At 64.9% G+C, this 21,490-nt stretch carries 18 protein-coding genes and 3 pseudogenes; 6 read left to right on the top strand and 15 right to left on the bottom strand.

The annotated features are described in order from the left end of the window. Positions 1 to 448: 448 nt before the first annotated feature. The 15 genes and pseudogenes from DIE08_RS33250 to DIE08_RS33185 form a co-directional block, all read right to left on the bottom strand. Positions 449 to 895 (bottom strand): hypothetical protein, encoded by a 447-nt coding sequence (locus DIE08_RS33250; protein WP_124906032.1) that lies wholly within the window; start codon positions 893 to 895, stop codon positions 449 to 451. Between the two features lie 432 nt (positions 896 to 1,327). Then, positions 1,328 to 2,266, bottom strand: coding sequence for a hypothetical protein (locus DIE08_RS33245; RefSeq protein ID WP_124906030.1), 939 nt, complete (start codon positions 2,264 to 2,266; stop codon positions 1,328 to 1,330). Between the two features lie 269 nt (positions 2,267 to 2,535). Further along, positions 2,536 to 2,733 (bottom strand): CsbD family protein, encoded by a 198-nt coding sequence (locus DIE08_RS33240; protein ID WP_124906022.1) that lies wholly within the window; start codon positions 2,731 to 2,733, stop codon positions 2,536 to 2,538. Positions 2,734 to 2,910: 177 nt separating this feature from the next. Continuing rightward, a complete protein-coding gene (locus DIE08_RS33235) occupies positions 2,911 to 3,336 on the bottom strand; it encodes a PRC-barrel domain-containing protein (RefSeq protein ID WP_124906028.1) in 426 nt (141 codons plus the stop codon). A 688-nt stretch (positions 3,337 to 4,024) separates the two neighbouring features. Further along, positions 4,025 to 4,195: a hypothetical protein gene (locus DIE08_RS35845; protein WP_170296387.1), complete on the bottom strand. Its 171-nt coding sequence runs from the start codon at positions 4,193 to 4,195 to the stop codon at positions 4,025 to 4,027. A 480-nt stretch (positions 4,196 to 4,675) separates the two neighbouring features. Then, positions 4,676 to 4,849, bottom strand: a complete 174-nt coding sequence (locus DIE08_RS33230; RefSeq protein WP_012328521.1) for a CsbD family protein — start codon at positions 4,847 to 4,849, stop codon at positions 4,676 to 4,678. Between the two features lie 139 nt (positions 4,850 to 4,988). Further along, positions 4,989 to 5,459: pseudogene (locus DIE08_RS33225) on the bottom strand (PRC-barrel domain-containing protein). A 124-nt stretch (positions 5,460 to 5,583) separates the two neighbouring features. Then, positions 5,584 to 6,275, bottom strand: a pseudogene (locus DIE08_RS33220) (porin). Positions 6,276 to 6,383: 108 nt separating this feature from the next. Beyond that, complete coding sequence (locus tag DIE08_RS33215) at positions 6,384 to 8,192, bottom strand: tannase/feruloyl esterase family alpha/beta hydrolase (protein WP_124906020.1); 1,809 nt, start codon at positions 8,190 to 8,192, stop codon at positions 6,384 to 6,386. Positions 8,193 to 8,391: 199 nt separating this feature from the next. Next, positions 8,392 to 9,099 carry a substrate-binding domain-containing protein gene (locus tag DIE08_RS33210; protein WP_124906018.1) on the bottom strand — a complete coding sequence of 236 codons (708 nt, stop codon included), beginning with the start codon at positions 9,097 to 9,099 and terminating at the stop codon, positions 8,392 to 8,394. A 14-nt stretch (positions 9,100 to 9,113) separates the two neighbouring features. After that, positions 9,114 to 9,797 (bottom strand): 4-carboxy-4-hydroxy-2-oxoadipate aldolase/oxaloacetate decarboxylase, encoded by a 684-nt coding sequence (gene ligK, locus DIE08_RS33205; RefSeq protein ID WP_124906016.1) that lies wholly within the window; start codon positions 9,795 to 9,797, stop codon positions 9,114 to 9,116. Between the two features lie 2 nt (positions 9,798 to 9,799). After that, entirely contained in the window at positions 9,800 to 10,825 is a 1,026-nt protein-coding gene (locus tag DIE08_RS33200; protein ID WP_124906014.1) for an amidohydrolase family protein, read from the bottom strand. Between the two features lie 73 nt (positions 10,826 to 10,898). Continuing rightward, the gene (locus DIE08_RS33195) at positions 10,899 to 12,248 is read right to left on the bottom strand and encodes an aromatic acid/H+ symport family MFS transporter (RefSeq protein ID WP_124906026.1); all 1,350 of its coding nucleotides are present in this window, start codon (positions 12,246 to 12,248) and stop codon (positions 10,899 to 10,901) included. Positions 12,249 to 12,373: 125 nt separating this feature from the next. Next, positions 12,374 to 13,678 (bottom strand): gallate dioxygenase, encoded by a 1,305-nt coding sequence (locus tag DIE08_RS33190; RefSeq protein ID WP_124906012.1) that lies wholly within the window; start codon positions 13,676 to 13,678, stop codon positions 12,374 to 12,376. 93 nt (positions 13,679 to 13,771) lie between these two features. Next, a complete protein-coding gene (locus DIE08_RS33185) occupies positions 13,772 to 14,293 on the bottom strand; it encodes a hypothetical protein (RefSeq protein WP_124629177.1) in 522 nt (173 codons plus the stop codon). Positions 14,294 to 14,773: 480 nt separating this feature from the next. On the opposite strand from DIE08_RS33185, the gene DIE08_RS33180 reads away from it, so the two are divergent. The 6 genes and pseudogenes from DIE08_RS33180 to pdxA all read left to right on the top strand — a co-directional run bounded on the left by DIE08_RS33180 (position 14,774) and on the right by pdxA (position 21,428). Further along, a complete protein-coding gene (locus tag DIE08_RS33180) occupies positions 14,774 to 16,027 on the top strand; it encodes a LysR family transcriptional regulator (RefSeq protein WP_124629175.1) in 1,254 nt (417 codons plus the stop codon). A 298-nt stretch (positions 16,028 to 16,325) separates the two neighbouring features. After that, a pseudogene (locus DIE08_RS33175) lies at positions 16,326 to 16,451 on the top strand (IS3 family transposase); the annotation flags it as partial. Between the two features lie 588 nt (positions 16,452 to 17,039). Continuing rightward, positions 17,040 to 17,936, top strand: a complete 897-nt coding sequence (dapA, locus tag DIE08_RS33170; protein WP_124629173.1) for a 4-hydroxy-tetrahydrodipicolinate synthase — start codon at positions 17,040 to 17,042, stop codon at positions 17,934 to 17,936. A 14-nt stretch (positions 17,937 to 17,950) separates the two neighbouring features. Continuing rightward, a complete protein-coding gene (locus DIE08_RS33165) occupies positions 17,951 to 19,117 on the top strand; it encodes an iron-containing alcohol dehydrogenase (protein WP_124906010.1) in 1,167 nt (388 codons plus the stop codon). Continuing rightward, entirely contained in the window at positions 19,114 to 20,391 is a 1,278-nt protein-coding gene (locus DIE08_RS33160) for a four-carbon acid sugar kinase family protein (protein WP_124906024.1), read from the top strand. The genes DIE08_RS33165 and DIE08_RS33160 overlap by 4 nt, the downstream gene beginning before the upstream one ends. Before the next feature lie 11 nt (positions 20,392 to 20,402). After that, on the top strand, positions 20,403 to 21,428 hold the full coding sequence (gene pdxA, locus DIE08_RS33155; RefSeq protein WP_124629167.1) for a 4-hydroxythreonine-4-phosphate dehydrogenase PdxA: 1,026 nt from the start codon (positions 20,403 to 20,405) through the stop codon (positions 21,426 to 21,428). Positions 21,429 to 21,490: the final 62 nt, after the last annotated feature.

Raw genomic sequence — 21,490 nt, 5'->3', positions numbered from 1 at the left:
GCTACTAAAACAGGGGGAGCTGCCGTGGGCCGCGACAGGGTACCGAGACGTGTTCGCCATCTTTCCCTGCACGTTGCATCCAGGCCACCACGGGGACGTGCGCCCCATCGACGATTTAGCTTATGTAAAATCGAAGAGGAATGCGAACCATGTGGCTCCATGACGCGCCGTATGGAACTCGAGCACTGACACTGGCAACCAGATCTCGGTGAACCATCTCTCGTGGACAGGTCGCACGTCGTTGACGCTGTCGATCGTACCGTCCCACGACCTACCGGCGTGTTCTGGTGCGCGTTTCGCTCGACGACGATGTCCGAGTTTGCGATCTAAAGGTTCGGCGCGGTTGCGGCGAACCCGCGCGTGACGAACGGATGCTCCATGCAATCGCCGTCAAGGGTTTCCCCACGTGACATCAAGCACCGTTAGCGCGGCTTGTGCAGCGCCAGTCTCAGGGCCTTGCGCAGACGATGGCGGTGAGAATGAACGGAATGACCTGATGCGCGACGGCCTTGCTGCCCGCAAGCCGAGAATGCTCTTCGACCGAATCGATCGGCGCCTTGACGACGACGCCGTAAATCGAGCCCGGCAGAGGGTGGCCGCTTCCTTGCCTGAACAGCGCGTCATACTGCTCATAGGCGAATACGGCATAGACGCTGAAGCCGAACACCGTGAGCGCGGCGTCACTGGTAGGCCGGAATGCGTTGATCGAATTCTGTTCGACCCGCATCGGATCGCGATCGATATAGCCGTGATTGAACAGGCGCACGATGAACGCGTGCGCGTTGGTTTTACAGTCGAACTGAGCGTCTAGCGCATACGCGTGGCTCGGCGCGGGGGCAAGCCAGACTCCGCCCGCAAAGAATGCGGCCAGTGCATTGAGGATGATTTTTCTCATGGCAGTTTGCGCGAACCTGATCGGTCCCCCGTGCTCGTCACCCGTACCACGTGCCCCGGTTGGACAGGCACGCTCCAATCCGCGATCTTTCTGCCGATCTTGTCGCGCAGGTGCATGCCGACCGTCTTGCGATCCGACAACAGCGAGGCTGATGCCGCGGCGACAAGCGCGGCGGTTAGAACCCGTGTGATTGCATTCATGGTGGCGCTCCGTTTCGGTGACGACGGCCCGACCGTAAGCGATGTAACGCGTCGCATCCCGAGTCGTCCTGCGCGCTATGGCCACATGGACCCCGGCGCTTGATCCGAACGTGCGCCCGATCACTCGAAGCCGAACCGCACCCGCCAACCTCCGATTTGCGAAACGATTTCCATGACGAATCGCAGTGCGCCGGCGCCGGCGCGCGCGTATCTCGCAGGCTCATCCCCAGCGCTACTGCTCGGTCTGCTGCCGCAAGTATTCGTCATATTTCATCTGCATGTACTGTTGCCGATCCATTTCATGCAGTTGTCGCGGATATCGCTCGCTGGCGTCGAACCAGTCGGTCAGGCGTTGCTCGAGTCGCTTGCCGGGCGGGCTGGACAGCGCGCCGAGATACGCATCGATGGCCAGGTAGTAGCGCATCGTGTTGCGCTCCATGAGGCCGCGCATCCCGCCGATGTATTCCGCCTGAGCCGCGGACGGATCGGCGATGTTGGTGAAGCCAACCTTGCCGCGACCGAAGGCGGCCAGATAGGTTTTCATCGCAAGACGACCGATCACGCCGTAACTATAGGCATAGGTCAGATGCAGAAACGTGCGATTGTCGCCAAGCGCCACCGCTTCCAGCGCAATCCGATAATCGCGGGTGTTCAATGGTCCCCGGTCCGCATGGAGCTTGACCTGCAGGTATCCCGGGCCGGTGGTCGCCGCGTCGTATTCGAATTGCACCCGGTAAGTCGTGCTGAGCTCCTCGGCAACTTCCTTCTTGCTGACGTTCACGATCAGCATATTGCCGCCGCCGGCGTCGGTAGTACGGCAATACTTGATATTGGGGTGCAGGATTAATGCGTCGCACCAGTTCAACGGGCCTCGCGAAGGGTCATTGAACGCGCCGTTGACGGTCGCGAACGGGTAGGCCATCACCGCGTAGACCTCACCCTTGAGCGTGGAAGACGATTCTTCCGAGTCGAGATACAACGGGCGCTCGAACTGGTTGTGATCGAGCCGGGGAATCAGTTGCCGGTAAGCCTCTCGCAAGTTGGCCGCCTCGTCCGCACCGTCCGCAGGCGTCCCTCCCAGGCATGGCAGGCTGCACGCCATCAGCATCGACGCCATCAGCGCCACCTTGCGTAGCGCGTGGCTGGTTGGGCTTCCGGCAGATGCACTCATCGATTTGCTCCGGCTCGCGACGGCATGCACGTTAGGCTGATCGAACGCGAGACATTTCTTTCGTCGACGCGGCTGGCGGATGTCGCCGCGCGTCGCGGCGCGCACGGGCATGCCCGGCGCCAATACATTGGGTGAAAGACCTGCGCAGGATCCGCGCCTCTACGTTCTGTCCTGCAATCTGCGATACGAGGTAACGCCCGACTGCGGCGATTGTGCGGCGATGGATGCCGCAGTATCGCGGCATCCATCTGTCGCGGCCGACACAGCGATCAATGCGTCTTCTTCGCTTGCTTCGCCTGCTGCCTGATCGCTTCCTTGGCGTCGCCGTACTTCTTCTGCACTTCTCCGACTGCTTGCTGGGCATCGCCTTTGACTTCCTGCTTCGTGTCGCCAGTGGCTCGGCCAATTTCCTCGTTGACCTTGCCCTTTGCCTTCTCCGCGACGCCCTTGACTTGATCCTTGTTCATTGCGAATGCTCCGGTCACAGCTGCTGGATGGATGACCTGCCGCCCATCGCGATGAGCGCATCGAGCGATGCACGCGATACGGCAGAATCTGAAAAAGCAGCAATCGCTCACCGCATTCCGCAGTCACGCTGGCGCGTGCATGGCGGAATGCCGGCCGAGCCTCCTGCTGACGTGCCGCTACATCGGCGGCGTATTACCCGAATGAAGCGCCCCGCCCCATTGCGAATCCGCCACCGCAGGCCAATGGTCCTTGTCGAATCCGGATGCGCTCTTCATCCGTTCTTCTGTTACGTCGAGCCGGAAGCATTTCTTGCCGGTATCGAGGGTGAACGCGCTCCACGGCACCGCGAAAAGTTTGTCGCCTATCCCGAGGAAACCGCCACACGACAGCACGGCGTACGCGATCCTGCCGCTGCCAACGTCTAGCATGATGTCTACGACCTTCCCGATCTCCTTGCCATCGGATGACAAGACGTTATCGCCGGTCAGCGTGGTAGCCGCCATGACATCAGGACCAGGCCCGCCTGTGGTGGTTGCGCGACCGATGATGCGGGCGCCGCTGCCGTTGCTCGGAAGTGGATTGCTGGGAGAAACAGGTGTCATGATCAGCTCCGGTATTCGTTGCACGAATTGCCGGCGAGCGTCGCCGGCCAGTGTGACGGTGCGAAGCGCGCGCCGGTCGGGCTCTGTTCCGAGCCGGGACGATGCGCGCTTCGCCTGCAATCGCCCGCCGTCATTCGGGCCGAAACATTCTCGATTCGAGCAGCGTTTCGGGCTGAAATGCGCGCTGGTTTCCGCGCTATGCCCAGCCTGGATCATTGCCGTATCACACTGCGCATCGCCTCGAGCAGCACCGGCTTTCGGCCCCGGTATCCATTGCTGTCGGCGAGATGACATTGGAAGCGCGACGCATGTACGATGCGCGTCGACGTGCCGTGCCGAGGCTCCCCCTGTGTCGATGTGTGCTCGGTGCGCGTACCGGGCATGCGGCTGGAGAACACATCCGAACTGTCGTGGCATGCGTACCCGTCAACTCAACCTACCCTATGCGCGAGCAGCCCGGGAGTCGGTACGCTGCCGTACCCATGCGGGAACGGCAGTGATGCGGTCGCATCGTGGGATGCGGTCACAGATTGCCTGTTGCGACGCTGTCTTGGTCTCAAGCGTCGATTGAAAACGGCATGCCGATTTTCGATCCATGCGGACATCGACAATGGCGTATGCGCCTCCACCCTCCGCATGCCGGGGTCACTCAAGACAAGTCGGGAACGGTCAGCCGGTAGCGGGCGACTTAACCGAAGTGATTCGGCGATTCGGGGATGGAAAGCGTGTTGCCGGTCAGTCCCGGCCGCTGCGCATCATGAGAAATCATGCCGTCCTCCAGGATCGCGCACATTGCGACGAGCAGCATGATCGCGACGGCCACGAGTCCCGCATAGCCGATGATCTTGAGCGTCTTCATTTTGCTTCCTGCGATAAACGATGGCTGTCGCGACCTGGATCGTTTTGATCGCGGTCGTTGACCAGCCATCGCGTGACGAGCACGTAAACGAGATGCCCTATCTCAATCCCAAGTAGCCGAGGACGAACAGAACGATGACCACGGCTCCAACGAGCCAGACAATGTTGTACATGGCAACTCCCCTCAAGTTAGACGCCGACCTGATCTGCTGCGCGGCTTGTGGGCCACGGAGCCACGCGGGCGAAGCTTCCAGCGATACCCGGCGTTTTGCCGCAGCAAAGACTTGCGCGATTGAGCCGGTTATCGGTTCGAAGGCGCGCCTCGCGACGGGGGCCGGGAACCCGATGCGCGAAGGACGCAACTCGACGTTCTCGCATCCGATAGCGGATGTCTGTACGGTAGTAGCCGCAGTGAGGTTGCACGATGCGGAAGCACCGTGCGAGAGGGGAATAGCCCCCCTCGTGAAGCCTCCGTGTCCAATCAGGCTTTTTTGACAGCTTCCTTGGCGTCGCCAAGATTCTTGCGCGCCTGGCCGGCTGCTTGCTGGAGATCGCCTTTGACTTCCTGTTTCGTGTTGTGCGTGGCACGGCCAATGACCTCATTCACCTTGCCTTTGACCTTCTCCGCAGTTCCCTTGACTTGATCCTTGTTCATGGTAAAGCTCCAATACGTAACTGATCTGTGGATGCTGCTGCTATCTATTGCCGTCAGGTGATGACACCGTCCGACCGGTGAATCTATATTCGATAAAAATCATCAGATATCCATATTTTTACCGGCTGGCGAGGGCGTTTCAATGTGCGGGCGGACGATTCATGGCGACGTCTCGGGTCGCTGACCAGTACGGCTGCCGATTGTAGAACTTGTGAAGCGACGAACCCCACTGCTCATCCGCCATCGACGGCTAATGGTCCTTGTCGAACGCGGGGGCATTTTTCACGTGGTCCGCGGTAACGTCGAGCCGGAAGCATTTTTCGTCCGTGTCCAGGGTCAGCGCACTCCACGGAATGGCGTAAAGTTTGCCGCCGATGCCGAGAAAGCCCCCGCTTGACAGCACGGCATAGGCAACCCGGCCGCTGCGTACGTCCAGCATGATGTCTGAAATCTTCCCGATCTCCAGCCGGTCGGACGTGAAGAGCTTGTTTCCCTTGAGCGTATCGGCTTCCATCACGTTGGGGCCGGGCCCGTCGCCGGCCCCGCTGCCGACAATCGCCGCACCCGTATCGCTGGTCGATGGCCGATGGGTCGGGTCTAGTATCGTCATGATTCCCTCCTGGTTTCATTTCGCGGTACGCCGGAGCGGATCGCCGGCTCGCCGTGATGGACGGCACACACCGGTCACGCGATATGAACGGTTACGTGCCGGACAGGTGTCGCCTCTGGCCGCCCTACCCGTTGCGCACCTGCCGCTCACGCTGAGCGCCCGGTGCATCGTAAAGGGAGAGCGAGTTGCAACGATGCGCGGTGCCGGGATACGAAGTCGGTACGGCGCCGTACCGGGCCGCGAGAATGAACGATCGGATGCCGGTCGCCCACGTCGAGCCGGCATTGGTGCTGCCGGCCACGCCGCCGAACGAATACGAGCCGCTCAGCGTCAGCCCGTACCATTTCGGCGACGTGTATTCGAGCATGTTGTTCGCGCGATAGATCGTGTCGAGCCCGTCGACGTCGCCCGGGTGCGCGCCGTAGTAGCCGGTGATCCACGTCGTCGGGCTGAACGCGGACATCGTCTGATAATACGACGCGTATTGCCGCCCCGCGGTCAGTGTGCCGTAAGTCGCATTGGTCAACCCGACCCACGCCTGCCGCCCGAACATCGCATCGGTGTACTGCGTCGCGCGGTGCCCGAGTTGAAGCCCGATTCGAGCGTGAAGATCGCCTTCGTGCCGCCGCCGAGATCCTCGGCCCCCTTCAAGCCAAAACGGCTGCCGGCCCACACGCCCTGGTTCATCCTCACCACCGATTTGCCGCCGATCGTCGAGCCTAGCGTCGTCGCGTTGCTCTGGTAGCCGATCCCGTTGTCGACGATCCCGTACAGCGTGACGCTGCTCTGCGCAAACGCCGGTGCGGCCGCCGCCATCGCGATGGCGGTCAGCGCGCCCCGTGATGCTGCTTCTTCTTCGATCTGTCTCCTTCCTTGCCTTGTTGAATGCGTGAGTTGTTGTGGTCGTGGCACACCGTCGTCAGGTCACAGACGATACGCATGCCAGCCGTTACCGCCCTTGCAGACGAGTTGCGAATCCTGGACCTGACATTGCGCCTCGTAACCCGGCGAGTACAGCCATTCGCCGGCCCAGTGCAGGTCGACGAACGGGTCGGCCCTCGGCGCATCGGCCACGAAGTTCGCCGCATCGTCGGTGCTGCCGCTGCCCGTGTAGCGCGCGGTGGCCGGATACGGGAACACCGGACGCGTGCGGGTCGTGTTGCCGTTCGCGTCAACGATCGATGCGACGATCCTGCCCGGCGTCGCGCCCGTCTCGGTCCATGCCATCAGCGGCGACAGGATGTCGAACACGTTCGGCCCCTGCCCGCCGCCGCAGTGCGCGACGCCTGGGAACAGGTAGAAGCGCGCGAAGCGGTCGACTCGCGCGTCGCCCATGTAGCGCTTCATCGCTTCGTAGTACTCGATGCTCGAACGCGGCGAGATATGCTGGTCTTCCAGCCCGTGCCACAGCAGCAGCTTGCCGCCGTGCCAGGCAAAGCGGCTCAGGTCGGGATCGGTCGCGGCAAGGTAGATCGATACCGGCACCGTCTTCGCGAAGCCGTCGAGCGTGAACTTCAGGTCGCCGATCGCCGCGGACGGATACGACGCGTTGTAGTAGTCGAGATAGCGCAGGAACGGCAGCACGAAGCCGATCGTGCCGCTCTGTGCGGTTGCGGACGCCGGGACGAAGAGGGTCCAGTTCAGCTCCGAGCCCCATTCGCGCGAGACGAGCGGCTCGAGCCGCATGCCGTCCGCGGTCGTCGCGCCGTCGTGAATCCGGCGGACGACGTCGGCTTCCTGCGGCATCAGGCAGGTTGCAGTGGATTGGCCTTGCGCGCAGACGATCGTCGCGGGATCGAAGTGACACGCGCGCGGGTTGTCGATCACGCCGTCGACCACGCCGTCCAGCCCGTCGCACGCCTTCAGCACGGCCGCGTGCAGCATCGGCAGCTTGCCGGCGAGCAGGATCGCGTTGCCCGTCTTCGGGTCGGTGTTCACCGCGTTCGGCCATGCATGGTGGAACGTGTTCTGCACGAGCAGGTCGTTTGCGGGTGCACCGGCGGCGATGCCGTCGAAGTCGTCGGGGAAGCGCTGCGCCTCCATCAGCGCTTCGCGTCCGCCGTCCGAGCAGCCGTCGAAGTACGCGTAGCGCGCGGGCCGTGCATAGAACTTGCCAATGATCGCCTTCGCGACCTGCGCCGTTGCGTGTTCGGCGCGATACGCGAAATCGAGCTTCGCCTTCGGGTCGAGCGCCCACGAACCGTCGTTGCCGCCTTCGTGGCCCATGTCGGTCGCGGCCATCGCGATCGTGCCGTTCGTCACTGGCACGCACGTCGATGCCATCGGCGCATTGACGGACAGGTTGCCGCACAGGCCGCCACAGCCCGTTTGCAGGTAACGCTGCGTCCAGCCCTGCGTAGGCAGCTGCAGTTCGAACAGCGACGCGCCCGGGCCGATCGTGCCCTTCACGTCACACACGGGCGCCGGCAGCGTGTTGTTACCGACCACCGTGCCGGCCGGCAGCAGCACCGCCGACGTGATCGTGACGGTACCGTCGGTCACGCCGCTCAGGTCGAGCGCCGCGACCGACGGGCACGACATCGCGGGCATCACCGCGGGAAGATTCGCGAGTCCGGCGGTGCTCGCCGCGTTCGCCGCATTGGGCCAGCCCGTCAGCGCCGCACACATCCACACGATGCCGATCGCCAGCACCCTGGTCAGCGCATCGCGCCTCACGCGTGCCGCGCGATACCATGCGCGCACCGTCCACCCTGCCCTGCAGTTCATCTGCATGCCTGTCTCCTGCGTTTCTTCTGGATATGCCGCTCGCCCGGACCGGGCGACGCGGCGACGTTGTATTGATTCTTCGATAGATCGTGTGAGCCGCATCGCCGCTCACCACTTCATCAGCATAACTAATCTCGTTATGAGAACTCGTTGCGAAGAACCGCGAATCCCATCCGATTCGTTTATCGATCCGGTCGCATCAGCTCTATGCGGGCTCCATCCCGTGTTCGCGCTTGATGTGCGCGACTTGCGGCGACGCAAGATACGCGAGGAACCGCGCCGCGGCCGCGCGATCGCGCGCGACGGCAGAGACCGCGGCGGCGAACACCGTCACGGCCTGCACGGCGTCGGGCAACGCGCCGACGATTGCGACGCCCGGCACGTCCATCAGCTCGCTCAACTGCTGAAAGCCCAGCTCTACGTCGCCGGATGCGATCAACGCGCCGACCGGCACGCCGGGCGGGGTCTGTACGATACGCGCCGCGATCGCGTCGGCGATGCCCCAGCGGGCGAACAGGCACGTCAGGTGCGTGCCGCTCGGCCCCGTCGAATAGCCGATCCGGCCGGCGCCCAGGATCGCATCGCGCAACGCCGTCTCGGTACCGATCTCCGGCCGCCGCGCGCCAGTCGCCACCGCGACCGCGATGCCAGAGCGCGCGACATCCACGCGGCTGCCCGGCTCGACGTGACCGTCCGCCGCGAGCCGCTCGATCGCATCGGACGCGAGCACGACGACATCAAATGGCTCGCCGTCGCGCACGCGCCGCGCAGCGTCGACGCCGCCGACCGACGTGATCGCGACGCGCGTGCCCGTGTCGCGCTCGTAAGCGGCGGCAAGCCGCGCGAGCAATGGCCGCGTCGCCATCGACGAAATGCCAGTGACCGTCACCGCTGCTTCCGGCGTCTGCATCATCGCGTCCACCTGCATCAGTCGATATAGCGCAAGCCGGCCTGACGCAGAGGCTCGCGCATGTCGTACATGTCGAGGCCAAGCACGCCGGACGCGAGCTTCGCGCGCTTCGCCGCTTCGTTCGCCTCTCTCGCCGCCGCCTTCTCGAGCACTTGCGCCGCGCGCGCGGCCGGCACCACGGCCACGCCGTCGTCGTCCGCGACGATCACGTCGCCGGGATGGACGAGCGCGCCGGCACACACGACCGGCACGTTGACCGAACCGAGCGTTGCCTTGATCGTGCCTTTCGCCGAAATCGCCTTGCTCCAGACCGGGAACTGCATCGCCTCGAGCACCGCGACATCGCGCACGCCGGCATCGATGATCAACGCATTCGCGCCGCGCGCCCTGAAGCTGGTCGCGAGCAGATCGCCGAAATAGCCGTCGGTACAATCCGCGGTGATCGCCGCAACGACCACATCGCCCGGCCGGATCTGTTCGGCCGCCACATGCATCATCCAGTTGTCGCCCGGATGCAGCAGCACCGTGACGGCGGTGCCGAACGCCTGCGCACGCGGGTAGATCGGCCGCATGTACGGCTTCAGCAGCCCGGTGCGGCCCATTGCCTCGTGCACCGTCGCCGAGCCGAGCGCGCCGAGCCGCGCCGCCACATCCTTGTCCGCACGCTGGATCGTGCGGTACACCACACCGAGTTCAGTCATGATCAAAGCCCCTTCGCTTTCAGTTGCGCATCGAGGCGCGGATACACGCGCCGCGCATTGCCCTCGTAGATCTTGCGACGCGCTTGCGCATCGAGCGACGATGCGTCGATGTAGCGCTTCGTGTCGTCGTAGTAGTGACCGGTTTCCGGGTCGATGCCGCGCACTGCGCCGATCATCTCGCTAGCGAACAGGATGTTGTCGACCGGAATCACGCCGGTCAGCAGGTCGATGCCGGGCTGGTGATACACGCACGTATCGAAGAACACGTTGTTCAGCAGATGGTCCTTCAACAGCGGTTTCTTCAGCTCCTGCGCGAGCCCGCGGAACCGCCCCCAGTGATACGGCACCGCGCCGCCGCCGTGCGGGATCACGAAACGCAGCGTCGGGAAATCGCGGAAGAGGTCGGAGGTCAGGCACTGCATGAACGCGGTGGTGTCGGCGTTCAGGTAGTGCGCGCCCGTCGTGTGGAAGCACGCGTTGCAGCTCGTGCTCACGTGGATCATCGCGGGAACGTCGTACTCGACCATCTTCTCGTAGATCGGGTACCAGTAGCGGTCCGACAACGGCGGGCTCGTCCAGTGGCCGCCGGACGGATCCGGATTCAGGTTGATCGCGACGTTGCCGTATTCCTCGACGCAGCGCACGAACTCCGGAATGCAGGTCGCGACATCGACGCCCGGGCTTTGCGGCAGCATCGCGGCAGGCACGAAGTGATCGGGAAACAGTCGATGGATGCGATGGCACAGCTCGTTGCACACGGCCGCCCACGTGCTCGACACCGCGAAGTCGCCGATGTGATGCGCCATGAAGCTCGCGCGCGGGCTGAAGATCGTCAGGTCGAGGCCGCGCTCGCGCATCAGCCGCAACTGGTTGTGTTCGATCGATTCGCGAAGTTCGTCGTCGCGGATGTTCAGCTCGGCCGCCTTCGGTTGCTCCGACGGACTGCCGAGCGCCGCGATCTGGCGATTGCGCCACGCTTCCAGCGCCTTCGGCGCGGTGGTGTAGTGGCCGTGAATATCGATGATCATTAATGCTCCTGCATTTGATGAGGTGTCCAGCACCCTGGCACCGGCCGCGCCGGACGGCGGTGTGCGACGTGCGTCAGTGCGCCGGGTTTTCGAGTTCATGCGGTCCGTGCACGGCCGCACGCTGCGTCGTCATGATCGCGATGGCCGCCAGCGTGGCCGGCACCGCGAGCATCGACAGGATCGCGTCGAACTTCCAGCCGAAGCCGAGCAGCGCACCGCCGATCGCCGAGCCGAAGATGCTGCCGAAGCGGCCCATCCCGAGCATCCAGCTCACGCCGGTTGCGCGTGCCACGGTCGGATAGCGGCCCGGCGCATACGCATTCAGCCCGGTCTGCGCGCCGCTCATGCAGAAGCCGGCCGCGAACACCAGCAGCGCGAGCGATGACGACAACGCACCGGCCCAGGCGAGCACGGCCACGCACAGCCCGCCGCCGAGATACGCGGCGCCGATCACCGGCGCCGGGCGCACGCGATCCATCAGCCAGCCCACGCCGATCGCGCCGATCGTGCCGCCGATCTGGAACATCGCGGTCACGTTCGCGGCTGTGCTGACGGACAACCCGGCATCCTTGATCAGCGTCGGCAGCCAGCCGGTCAGCAGGTAGATCACCAGCAGCCCCATGAAGTACGTGATCCACAGCGACAGCGTCACGCGGCCATAGCCTTGCGAGAACAGAACGCCGATCGGCTTGCGCGTCGGCAGCGGCGGCTCGTTCGACACGAACGTCTCGTTGCCGGTGAACCGGGCACCGCACACGCGGTTCAGCAGCGCGCCGACGCGTTGCGACGGCGCACCGCGCACGGCCAGGAGCCGCGCCGACTCGGGCAACAGCCACAGCTGCAGCGGAATCAGCAGCAGCGGCAGCGCGCCGCCGAACAGCAGCACCGCTCGCCAGCCGTGCAGCGGAATCAGCCAGCCGGCGACGAAGCCGATCAGCGCCGAGCCGAGGTTGAAGCCTGTAAACATCACGGTGATCATCAGCGCCCGCATCCGCTGCGGCGCGTACTCGGACAGCAGCGTCGTCGTGTTCGGCATCGCAGCGCCCAGGCCGATGCCCGTGAGCAGCCGCAGCACCGCCATCTCGAACGGCGAGTGCGCGTGCGCGGTCACGATGGTGAACACGCCGAACAGGAACACCGACGCGATCAGCACACGCTTGCGCCCGAACCGGTCGGCGCTCGGGCCGGCCAGCAGCGCGCCGATCACGAGCCCGATCGGCGCCGCGCTCATCACGAGCCCGAATTCGGGACGCGAGATCGCCCAGTCGCGAATCACCGACGGCGCGACGAACCCCATGATCGCGACGTCCATCCCATCGGCGATCACGACAAGGCAGCACAGCACGACCAGCAGACACTGGTAGCGCGACACCGGCTGCTTGTCGATGAACGACTTGATGTCGATTGTCTTTCCACTTGCCATCATGACTCTCCTGTCTCCTTTGCGACGATCGACTGATCGATTCGTCATCCTATTTATATGAACTTTTTCACTTCCAGCGTTCCAGTCGCGCAGGCGCCGCGATCCCGCGTGCGCCTTCGTCTTCGTTACGTGTTGCCCGGCTGGTCCGCGCCGTCCCAGCCGAGCGGCCCGGCGCTCTTTCCGGCTACCGAGTACAGCGCGCCCGGCGCGTTGCGCGTGCGCTGGAAGTCCTCCAGCGATTCGCCTCGCATCGCCGCATAGATATGCAGGTTCGATACGCCCGTCACCGCGCCGAGCTTTTCCAGCAGGAAGAAGATCACGCCGTAGCGCAGCAGGCCGAGCCAGTCGCGCCGGCGGATCAGGTCGCGCTCCTCCGTGCTGAGGTCCGCGGCCGCGAAGCTCGCTTCGGGATCGCTCAGGAACTGCGCGCGATGGGCGGGCTCGATCATCCGGTGCAGATAGTCGTTGATCCGGTACGCGCGGACGGCCCGCTCGATCGTGAACGGATAGGTGCCCGGCAGTTGCTCGACGCCGGCGAGTTCGGCCGCGATCCGTTGCCGGTGACGCTCTGCCGCCGCCTCGTCGACTTCAGTGTCCGCCGGCTCGTAGACGGCCGTCGCGATCCCCGTCATCGACGGCAGGTAGTAACTGCGGTGGCGGCACACGACGCCCGCCGGCAACGCGCCGCGCATCGTGAGCCACATTACGACCTCGGTGCCTTCGAAGCCGCCGAGCGTCGCATATTCGCCGAGCGGCATGCCGGCCAGGCGCTCCGGGTCGCGCTCGAGCAGATCGAGAAAACGTGCGTCCCATTCGGGATTGTTGAAGCCCGAACGTTCGCCATGCACCTGATGCGACAGTCCGCCGGTCGCGACGATCGCGACGCGCAGGTCCTCCGGATAGCTTTCGATCGCGCGGCGCAGCGCCTGGCCAAGCCGGTAGAAGCGGCGCGCGGACGGCACCGGCAGCTGCAGCACGCCCATCTGCAGCGGCACCAGTTGCACCGGCCAGTCGGGCCGGTGCGGACACAGCGCCGACAGCGGCGAGAAGCAGCCATGGTCGAGCGGCTTGTTCTGGAAGAACGACATGTCGAACTCGTCGGCCATCAGCGACTGGCCGATATGCGCGGCGAGCGCCGGGTGGCCGGCGACCGGCGGCAGGTCGCGCGCGCCGCCGCCTTCGTCCGCTGGATGCCACTGCGGCCCGACGCCGAGCGAGAACGCCGAATAGTGATCGAAGAAGAACGAGGTCACATGGTCGTTGTAGATGAACAGCAGCACGTCGGGACGCTTGTCGGCGAGCCACGCGGCCAGCGGCGCGAAGTTTTCGAAGATCGGCGCCCAGACGGGATCGTCGTGCTTGTTCTTGTCGAACGCGAACCCGATCGTGGGCGTGTGGGAGGCCGCAATGCCTCCGATAATCCGTGCCATGCCAATGCTCCTTCGTATGCTCCGACGCGGTCAGGCCGCGCCGTTCGTTACTGATTGAATGCGTGCGCGTTCGCTCGCTGCGCGCCGGTGCGGCTACGGCGCAAGGCTGCGCTTGACGACCAGCGCGAGCGGAACGGCGAACACGAAATGCGACATGAACCCGCCGATGATCACGTTCGGGTCGAAATAGTTCGGATGATTGCTCGACGCGATCATGATCAGCGCGTGCATCACGATCCACGCGACGATCGCGAAGAACAGCGCGACGAACGTCGCCTCGAAGCCGCGCCGGCGAAACCACGGCCAGATCGCCGCGAACACGATGCCCCACGACAGCGCGAAGGCGAAATGGATCGCGGTGCCAATGAAGTACGCGCCAATGCCGAGCGCGTCCTGTGCGGCCTTGCCGAACACGAGCCCCGTCGCGTTGCGCGGGATACCGGCGAGCGGCATCAGATGCTGCGCGCCGACCCACACGAGCGCCTCGTAGACCCAGATCAGCACCGCGCCCGCGAAGCCGCCGCGAATGCCCGCGCGTACCGTATCGGAAAGCGGCGTGCTGCCCGCCGATGCGTCCGTCGATCCGCCTGCTCCGATGATGTGCTGTCGTCCCATTGCGCTGCCTCGCTCGTGGTTGCAGGTGCCGCGCCGCGCGCAAGCCCCTTTCGTGATCGGATCGGGCGAACAATGAATCAGATGGCGGCCCGATGCGCCGGCAACCGTGTGCTTGCGGTCCCCGGGATCGAAATTACTCAGTCGCCGGCCAGGCAAGACAGTCAGGGTAAACCCTGATTTTTTGGCGAATCTGCATATCTGGCAGGCTTTCAACCGGGATGCGAAGCACCTCGCCGACCGCCCGGAAGCCCGCCGGATATGGCGCTAGCGCGTCGGCATTCGGCGGCCCGCGAGCCACAACCGGTCACTAGGTGATTCATTGCCGATAAATAAAACAGATGGGTCGATAAGCACGACGCAAGCTCTCCCACCACCGTTCCGGTAAAGTCGTTCAACCAGCTGCGCCGCCGGCGCAGGCCGCCCGGATACACGCATGTCGTGCGCGCGGCTGCCGCCGCGACGCACACCGCCCGAACGCCCATGGACAACACCGAACTTCCGAACCTCGCCTGCTTGTACGCGGTGCAGCGCGTTGCCGAAACGGGCAGCGTAAGCCGGGCCGCCGCGACGCTGTTTCGCGCGCAGTCGGCCGTCACGCGCGCGGTGCAGGAACTCGAAACAGTGGTCGGCGAAGCGCTGTTCGATCGCAAGCCGTCCGGAATGCTCACGACGCCGGTCGGGCGTGCGGTGCTCAAGCGCGGCGAGCGCGTGATCGCCGAACTCGGTGCGCTCGCGAACTGGTGTGCGCTGCGCCAGTCGCGCCGCCGCGCGTCGGCCGACGGCGGCCTGCCCGCGTACCTGCTCAACACGCGGCGGCTCCAGCTGTTCTCGACGCTCGCGCGGCACCGGCACATGCCGAGCGCCGCGCGTGCGCTCGGCGTCACGCAACCGGCCGTCAGCAGCGCGATCCGGATTCTCGAGAGCGGCGCGGGCTTCGCGCTGTTCCATCGACATCCGCGCGGCCTGCTGCTGACGGCCGACGGCGAGACGTTCCTGCTGCACGTGCGGCGCGCGCTGAACGAACTGCGGCACATCGCCGACGACGTCGCCGCGCTGCACGGCAGCATCCAGGGTGCCGTGACGGTCGGTGCGCTGCCGCTCGGCCGCACCCTGATGCTGCCCGAAGCGGTCGCGCGCGTCGTCACGCGATTTCCGAAGGTGCGCGTGATCACCGACGAAAGCGCATACGAGGCGCTCGTCGCCGGCGTGCGCGCGGGCGACATCGACTTCATCCTCGGCGCGCTGCGCGCGAGCGATCCGGCGAGCGACCTCGACAGCGAACGGCTGATGTCCGAGAACCTTGTCGTCCTTGCGCGTCACGATCACCCGCTCGCCGGCGTGCGCAACCTCGCGCTTGCGAGCCTCGCCGGTGCGCAATGGATCCTGCCGCGCAGCCATTCGCCCGCGCGCGGCCTGTTCGAATCGCTGTTCCGGCGCATGAAGCTCAAGCCGCCGATGGCGACGGTCGAGAGCGCCGACCTCGCGGTGATTCGCGGCCTGCTGCGACACACCGACATGCTCGCGGTGCTGTCCGCGCAGCAGCTGCACTATGAATGCGAAGCGGGACTACTTGCCGTGCTCGACGTGCCGATGCACGGAACCACCCGCGACATCGGCCTGATGACGCGCGCCGGCAGCCCGCCGACACCGGCTGCGCGTGCAGTGATTGACGCGCTTCGAGTGGTGGCGACCGAGGTTGCACGCACGCCGCACGCGACGGCCGCTGAGCGATAACGAAAGCGCATGGCTGTCGCGTCGGAATCGCATCGCGCCCGGCGCGTGCGTTGCCGCGCAATCCGGTCGATATACGGTGCGGCTGCTGGCCGAAGCGCGACGCGCACTGGAAAGTGTCAACTTCCCTGCGGCGCCATCGCCGGGCCCGCAGTCGCGCTCACGCGTTGCGCGGAACCCGAGTTTCAACAGGCAATCACGCTGTGATGACAAGGCTCCGTAGCTTGCTGGCGCGCTCGTCCCGACGACAGGATCGGCACGCGACAGCGAATTGCGGTTGGGGCGAAGCGAACGACGCTGATCGACTGCGGCACGCAACCTGGCTATCGCCGTCGAGCATTACAACGAGAAGCCTCCCCATAGCGCGTTGAAATATCGTTCGCCACGAGCGTTCCGACGTGCGATGGATTCAGCAACCTTGGTGTGATGCTGTGTCCGGGATTACAGGGTCAGCTCCAAGACCGATGCAACGGGCTATTCTCGGATCGTCAGCATTCGCCATGGACTGACCAACCCACTGCAGATGAAAGCGGCATCGCCCCCGGGGCCATTCAAACGCACCAAAGCGAATCGCCGATTTGCTCGTTCCGATCAGATACCTCGCGCTCACGAGAATCAAACTCCTCTGAAGATCAAGCGCTGTGCGTCCAGGCCTTCGCCGCCACTGGCCGCTCTTCTGGCCCAACTCATTGCAACAGGGTGCGACGCGCGGTCTGGAGCCAAGTCTGTCGCATTTCTTTCCGCAAACGACCAAAATGATCGATTCGATCATATAAGGGTTTTCATTGACTGAATCGATCACGATATCCGCTAGAATGCACACATCAAGCAAATTTTTGATCGAACCGCGCAAGTCCATCGAAGAACATGACGGACAACGCGTTCCCTCATACGAATTGCATCGGATGGCGTGCACAGCGACACGGTCTCTGCCGCCGGCGCTCGGCCCCACTGATTCCGGCATAACCCCGGAGACGGCGATTCCACCGGCCGTCCCGTCCTCGATGGAGCAAGCATGTCAATGTCGTTCAAGGGGATCGTTCCCGCGCTGATCACGCCGATGACGGCAGACGAGAACGTCGATGAAGAGGGTCTGCGCGCACTGGTCGAACGACTGATCGAGTCGGGCGTGCACGGGCTCTTCGTCCTCGGTACCAACGGCGAATTCATCGCACTGAGCGAAGCAGAGAAGCTGCGCATCGCGAGCATCACGGTCAGTCAGGCCCGTTCGCGCGTGCCCGTCATCGCCGGCACCGGCGCCTACGCGACGCGTGACGTGATCGACCTGAACCGGAAGATGACCGAGGTCGGCGTGGATGCCGTATCGGTGATCACGCCGTATTTCAACGGCGCGACGCAGCCCGAGCTCTACGCGCACTACAAGAAGATCGCAGAAGCAACGCAGCTGCCGGTCATGCTCTACACGATCCCCGCGAAAGCGGGCATCACGCTGACGGTCGATACCGTGCGCCGCCTGTCGGAGATTTCGAACATCCGCGGCATCAAGGACAGCGGCGGCGACTTCGATCGCTTGCTGCAGCTGATCAACCTGCGGCGCGACGACTTCGCGGTCTTCACCGGCACCGACTCGATGATTCTCTGGACGCTGATCGCGGGTGGCGACGGTGCGGTCGCCGCGACGACCAATGCCGTCCCGCACGTGGTCATGTCGATCTGGAACAAGTTCCAGGCCGGCGACATCGCCGGCGCGCGCGCCGCCCAGGAATCGCTGCGCGCGCTACGCGACGCGTTCGCGCTGGGCACGATGCCCGTCGTGCTTAAAACCGCCGCGCAGATGCTCGGGATGCCCGCGGGGCCCGCGCGGTCTCCCGCGCAACCGCTTGACGACAGTGCGCGCGAGCGGCTGGCGCAAGCGCTCTCCATTTACCACGACGCCGCACGCGGCCACTGAAACAGGTCATCAGCATGACGACTTATCACTTCCAGACTGTCAAGCACATCGTCCACGGCGCCGGCAGCCTCGCCACGCTCCCCGACAAGCTGTCGCTGCTCGATACGCCGATCGAGCGCATCGCGCTGATCACGCAGCCCGCAATGGAAGCGCTGGGTGTCGCCGATCGCGTGATCGAATCGCTCAAAGCGAAAGACGTCGACGTGCGCATCATTCGCGGCGTCGAGCCGGAGCCGACCATCGGCAACGTCGAGACAGTGTACAAGGAGCAGATCGAGCCTTTTGCGCCGCAGGCGATTCTCTCGATCGGCGGCGGCAGCGTGCTCGATGCGGCGAAGCTGTTCGCGGTCCGGCTGACCAACGACGAACCGCTGCGCAACTGGCTCGGCATCGACCTCGTCAAGCACCCCGGCGTGCCGATGATCCTGGTGCCGACGACCGCCGGCACCGGCTCCGAAGTCACGCCCAACGCAATCGTTACGCTGCCGGACGAATCGTTGAAGGTGGGGATCGTCAGTCGTCACCTGCTGCCGAAAATCGTGATTCTCGATGCGGAACTGACGCTCGGCCTGCCGAAGCCGATCACGGCCGCGACCGGCATGGACGCGTTCGTGCATGCGCTCGAATCGTACATCTCGACGAAGGCGAACCCGATCAGCGACATGTACGCGATGGAGTCGATGCGCCTGATCGGCGCGAACATCGTCGAGGCGTACGAAAACGGTCAATCGCTGAAGGCACGCGAAGCGATGATGCTCGGGTCGATGTACGGCGGCCTCGCACTCACCGCCGCCGGCACGGCCGCCGTGCATGCGCTGGCCTACCCGCTCGGCGGGATGTTCAACGTCACGCACGGCGTCGCGAACGCGATGCTGCTGCCGCACGTGATGGCCTTCAACCTCGATGCGATCGAAGGCCGGCTGTCGAACGTTGCGCGCGCACTCGACCTGGCGCCGACAACGGATTCGGACCCGGTCGCAGCACGCAAGCTGATCGACAAGATGGTGGAATGGACGGCGGCCGTCGACATTCCGCAGGACCTGCGCAAATTCGGCGTATCGGAAGAACATCTCGACGCGCTGGCGGTTGCGGCATCGAAGGTCAAGCGCCTGCTCGGCAACAATCCGAAGGCGCTGACGCTCGACGACATGAAGTCGATCTACCGTCGCCTGCTGCCATGAACACGGTCACACAGGACGCACCGCGGCTGCTGATCGTCGCCGACGACCTGTCGGGCGCGGCCGATTGCGCGGTGGCCGGCTTGCGTCACGGATTGACGGCGATGGTCGTGCTCGACACGCAGCATGCGCCGGCGCCGATGAGCGGCATCGACATCCTGTCGGTCGACGTGGACTCGCGCCGCGCATCGAAGGACGTGGCCGCCCGACGCAACGTCGCCGCCGTCGAGTCGCTGTCGCGTGCAGGCACGCGCGTCTACAAGAAGGTGGATTCTACGTTGCGAGGCAATGTCGCTGCTGAAGTCGCCGCACTGGCGTCAGTCCTCGGCATGGCGATCGTCTGCCCCGCCTACCCGGCATCCGGACGCACGACGCGAGACGGCCGCCAATGGGTTCGCGGCGTGCCGGTCGAAGCGAGCGAATACTGGCGCAACGAAAACATCCCTGGCAAGGCCGACCTGGTTGCGCTGCTTTCAGCCGAGGATCTGCGCGTCGCATACGCGACAATCGGCGCGGTGCGCGGCGAACCGGACACGCTCGCGGCATACCTGCGCCAGTGGCAAACCGACGGCGCGCAAGCCGTCGTGTGCGATGCGGAATCCGACGATGATCTGCAACGCATCGCCCGCGCATCGGCCATGCTCGACGACGTATTCTGGGTGGGCTCGGCAGGTCTGGCGCCCGCCGTCATCGAAGCGCTGGCGCCAATCCGAAGCACGACCGGCCCGGCGGCCGATCGCGAGGATCCGCAAGGCCCCGTGCTCACGGTCGTCGGCAGCATGTCGAGTATCTCGCATGCGCAGCTGGAGTGCCTCAAGGTCAACGCCGGCGCCAGCCTCGTAGCGCTCGAGGTCGCTGTCGCAGCGCTGGATGACCCGCGCAACGACGTGACGACTGTCGTATGCGACGCCCTGCGTCGCGGCCAGCATGTGGTGGTCTCGTTGAGCCAGACGCAGCGCGGTGATGTGCAGGACGGCCTGCTGTTCTGCAACCGTCTTGCCGCGTTGCTGGCGCCCGCCGTGCGTCACGCAGGCGGGATCATCGCGACGGGCGGCGAAACGGCGCGCGCGCTGCTCACCGCAGCCGGCGCGAGCGCCTTGCGGGTCGTCGACGAAATCGAGGACGGCATGCCGCTCCTCGAATGCCTACTGCAAGGAAAGACACTCCCCGTCGTGACCAAGGCGGGCGGCTTCGGCCAGCCCGCGTCGATCCATCACGCGTGGCACCGGCTTGCGAATGACGGCAAGACGACCAATACAGCTCAAACCAATTTGTGAAGGAAACTGCCATGGACAACCGTCCCATCATCGGTATCACCATGGGCGACGCAGCCGGCGTCGGACCGGAAATCATCATGAAGAGCCTTGCGCACGCCTCCGTGTATGAGCAATGCCGCCCCGTGGTCATCGGCGACGCAGCACGCCTGCGGGACGCCGGCCGCCGGACGGGCGTCGACCTCGAGGTGTGTGCCGTCAGCCGTCCGTCCGAAGGCGCGTTCCGCGTGGGCGTGGTCGATTGTATCGACATGGCGCTGATTCCGGCCGACCTGCCCTATGGCAAGCTTTCTGCGATCGCCGGAGACGCCGCGTATCAATACATCGCGCGCACCGTGGAGCTGACGTCGAACGGCGAGCTCGACGCGATCTGCACGGCACCGCTCAACAAGGAAGCGTTGCATGCGGGCGGCCATATTTTCCCGGGTCACACCGAAATGCTGGCGCACCTGACGGGCATCGACGAAGTGTCGATGATGCTGGTCGCGCCCAATCTCCGCGTGATTCACGTAACGACGCACATCGGCCTGCTCGACGCGATTCGCAAGATCGAGCCGGGCCTCGTGCAACGCACGATCGAGCGTGCACACGACACGCTGGTTCGTGCCGGTATCGCGAATCCCCGCATCGGCGTATGCGGCATCAATCCCCACGCCGGCGAGAACGGCCTATTCGGCTATGGCGAGGAGGAAGAGAAGATCGTGCCCGCGGTTCAGGTCCTGCAGGCACGCGGCTGGGACGTAGAAGGCCCGCTGCCGGCGGATACGCTGTTCTTCCGCGCGGGCCGCGGTGATTTCGACGTGGTCGTCGCGATGTATCACGACCAGGGTCACGGGCCCGTGAAGGTGATGGGCCTCGAAGCCGGCGTGAACGTGACGGTCGGCCTGCCGGTCATCCGCACGTCGGTCGACCACGGCACCGCCTTCGACATCGCCGGCAAGGGCATCGCCGACGAGCGCAGCCTGCTGGAAGCCTTCCGCCAGGCCGTGGACCTCGCGACGCGACGCAACGAGCCGTCGCCCGTCGCAAGCGCCGCGTAAGCAGCGCCCGCAACGACGCGCATCGGCCAACGGGCGATACCGGCAGGAACATGCCGGATCGC

It is taken from the genome of Burkholderia sp. Bp9004, assembly GCF_003858025.1.
Taxonomy (GTDB): domain Bacteria; phylum Pseudomonadota; class Gammaproteobacteria; order Burkholderiales; family Burkholderiaceae; genus Burkholderia; species Burkholderia diffusa.
This window is presented reverse-complemented; position numbering and strand designations above follow the sequence as displayed.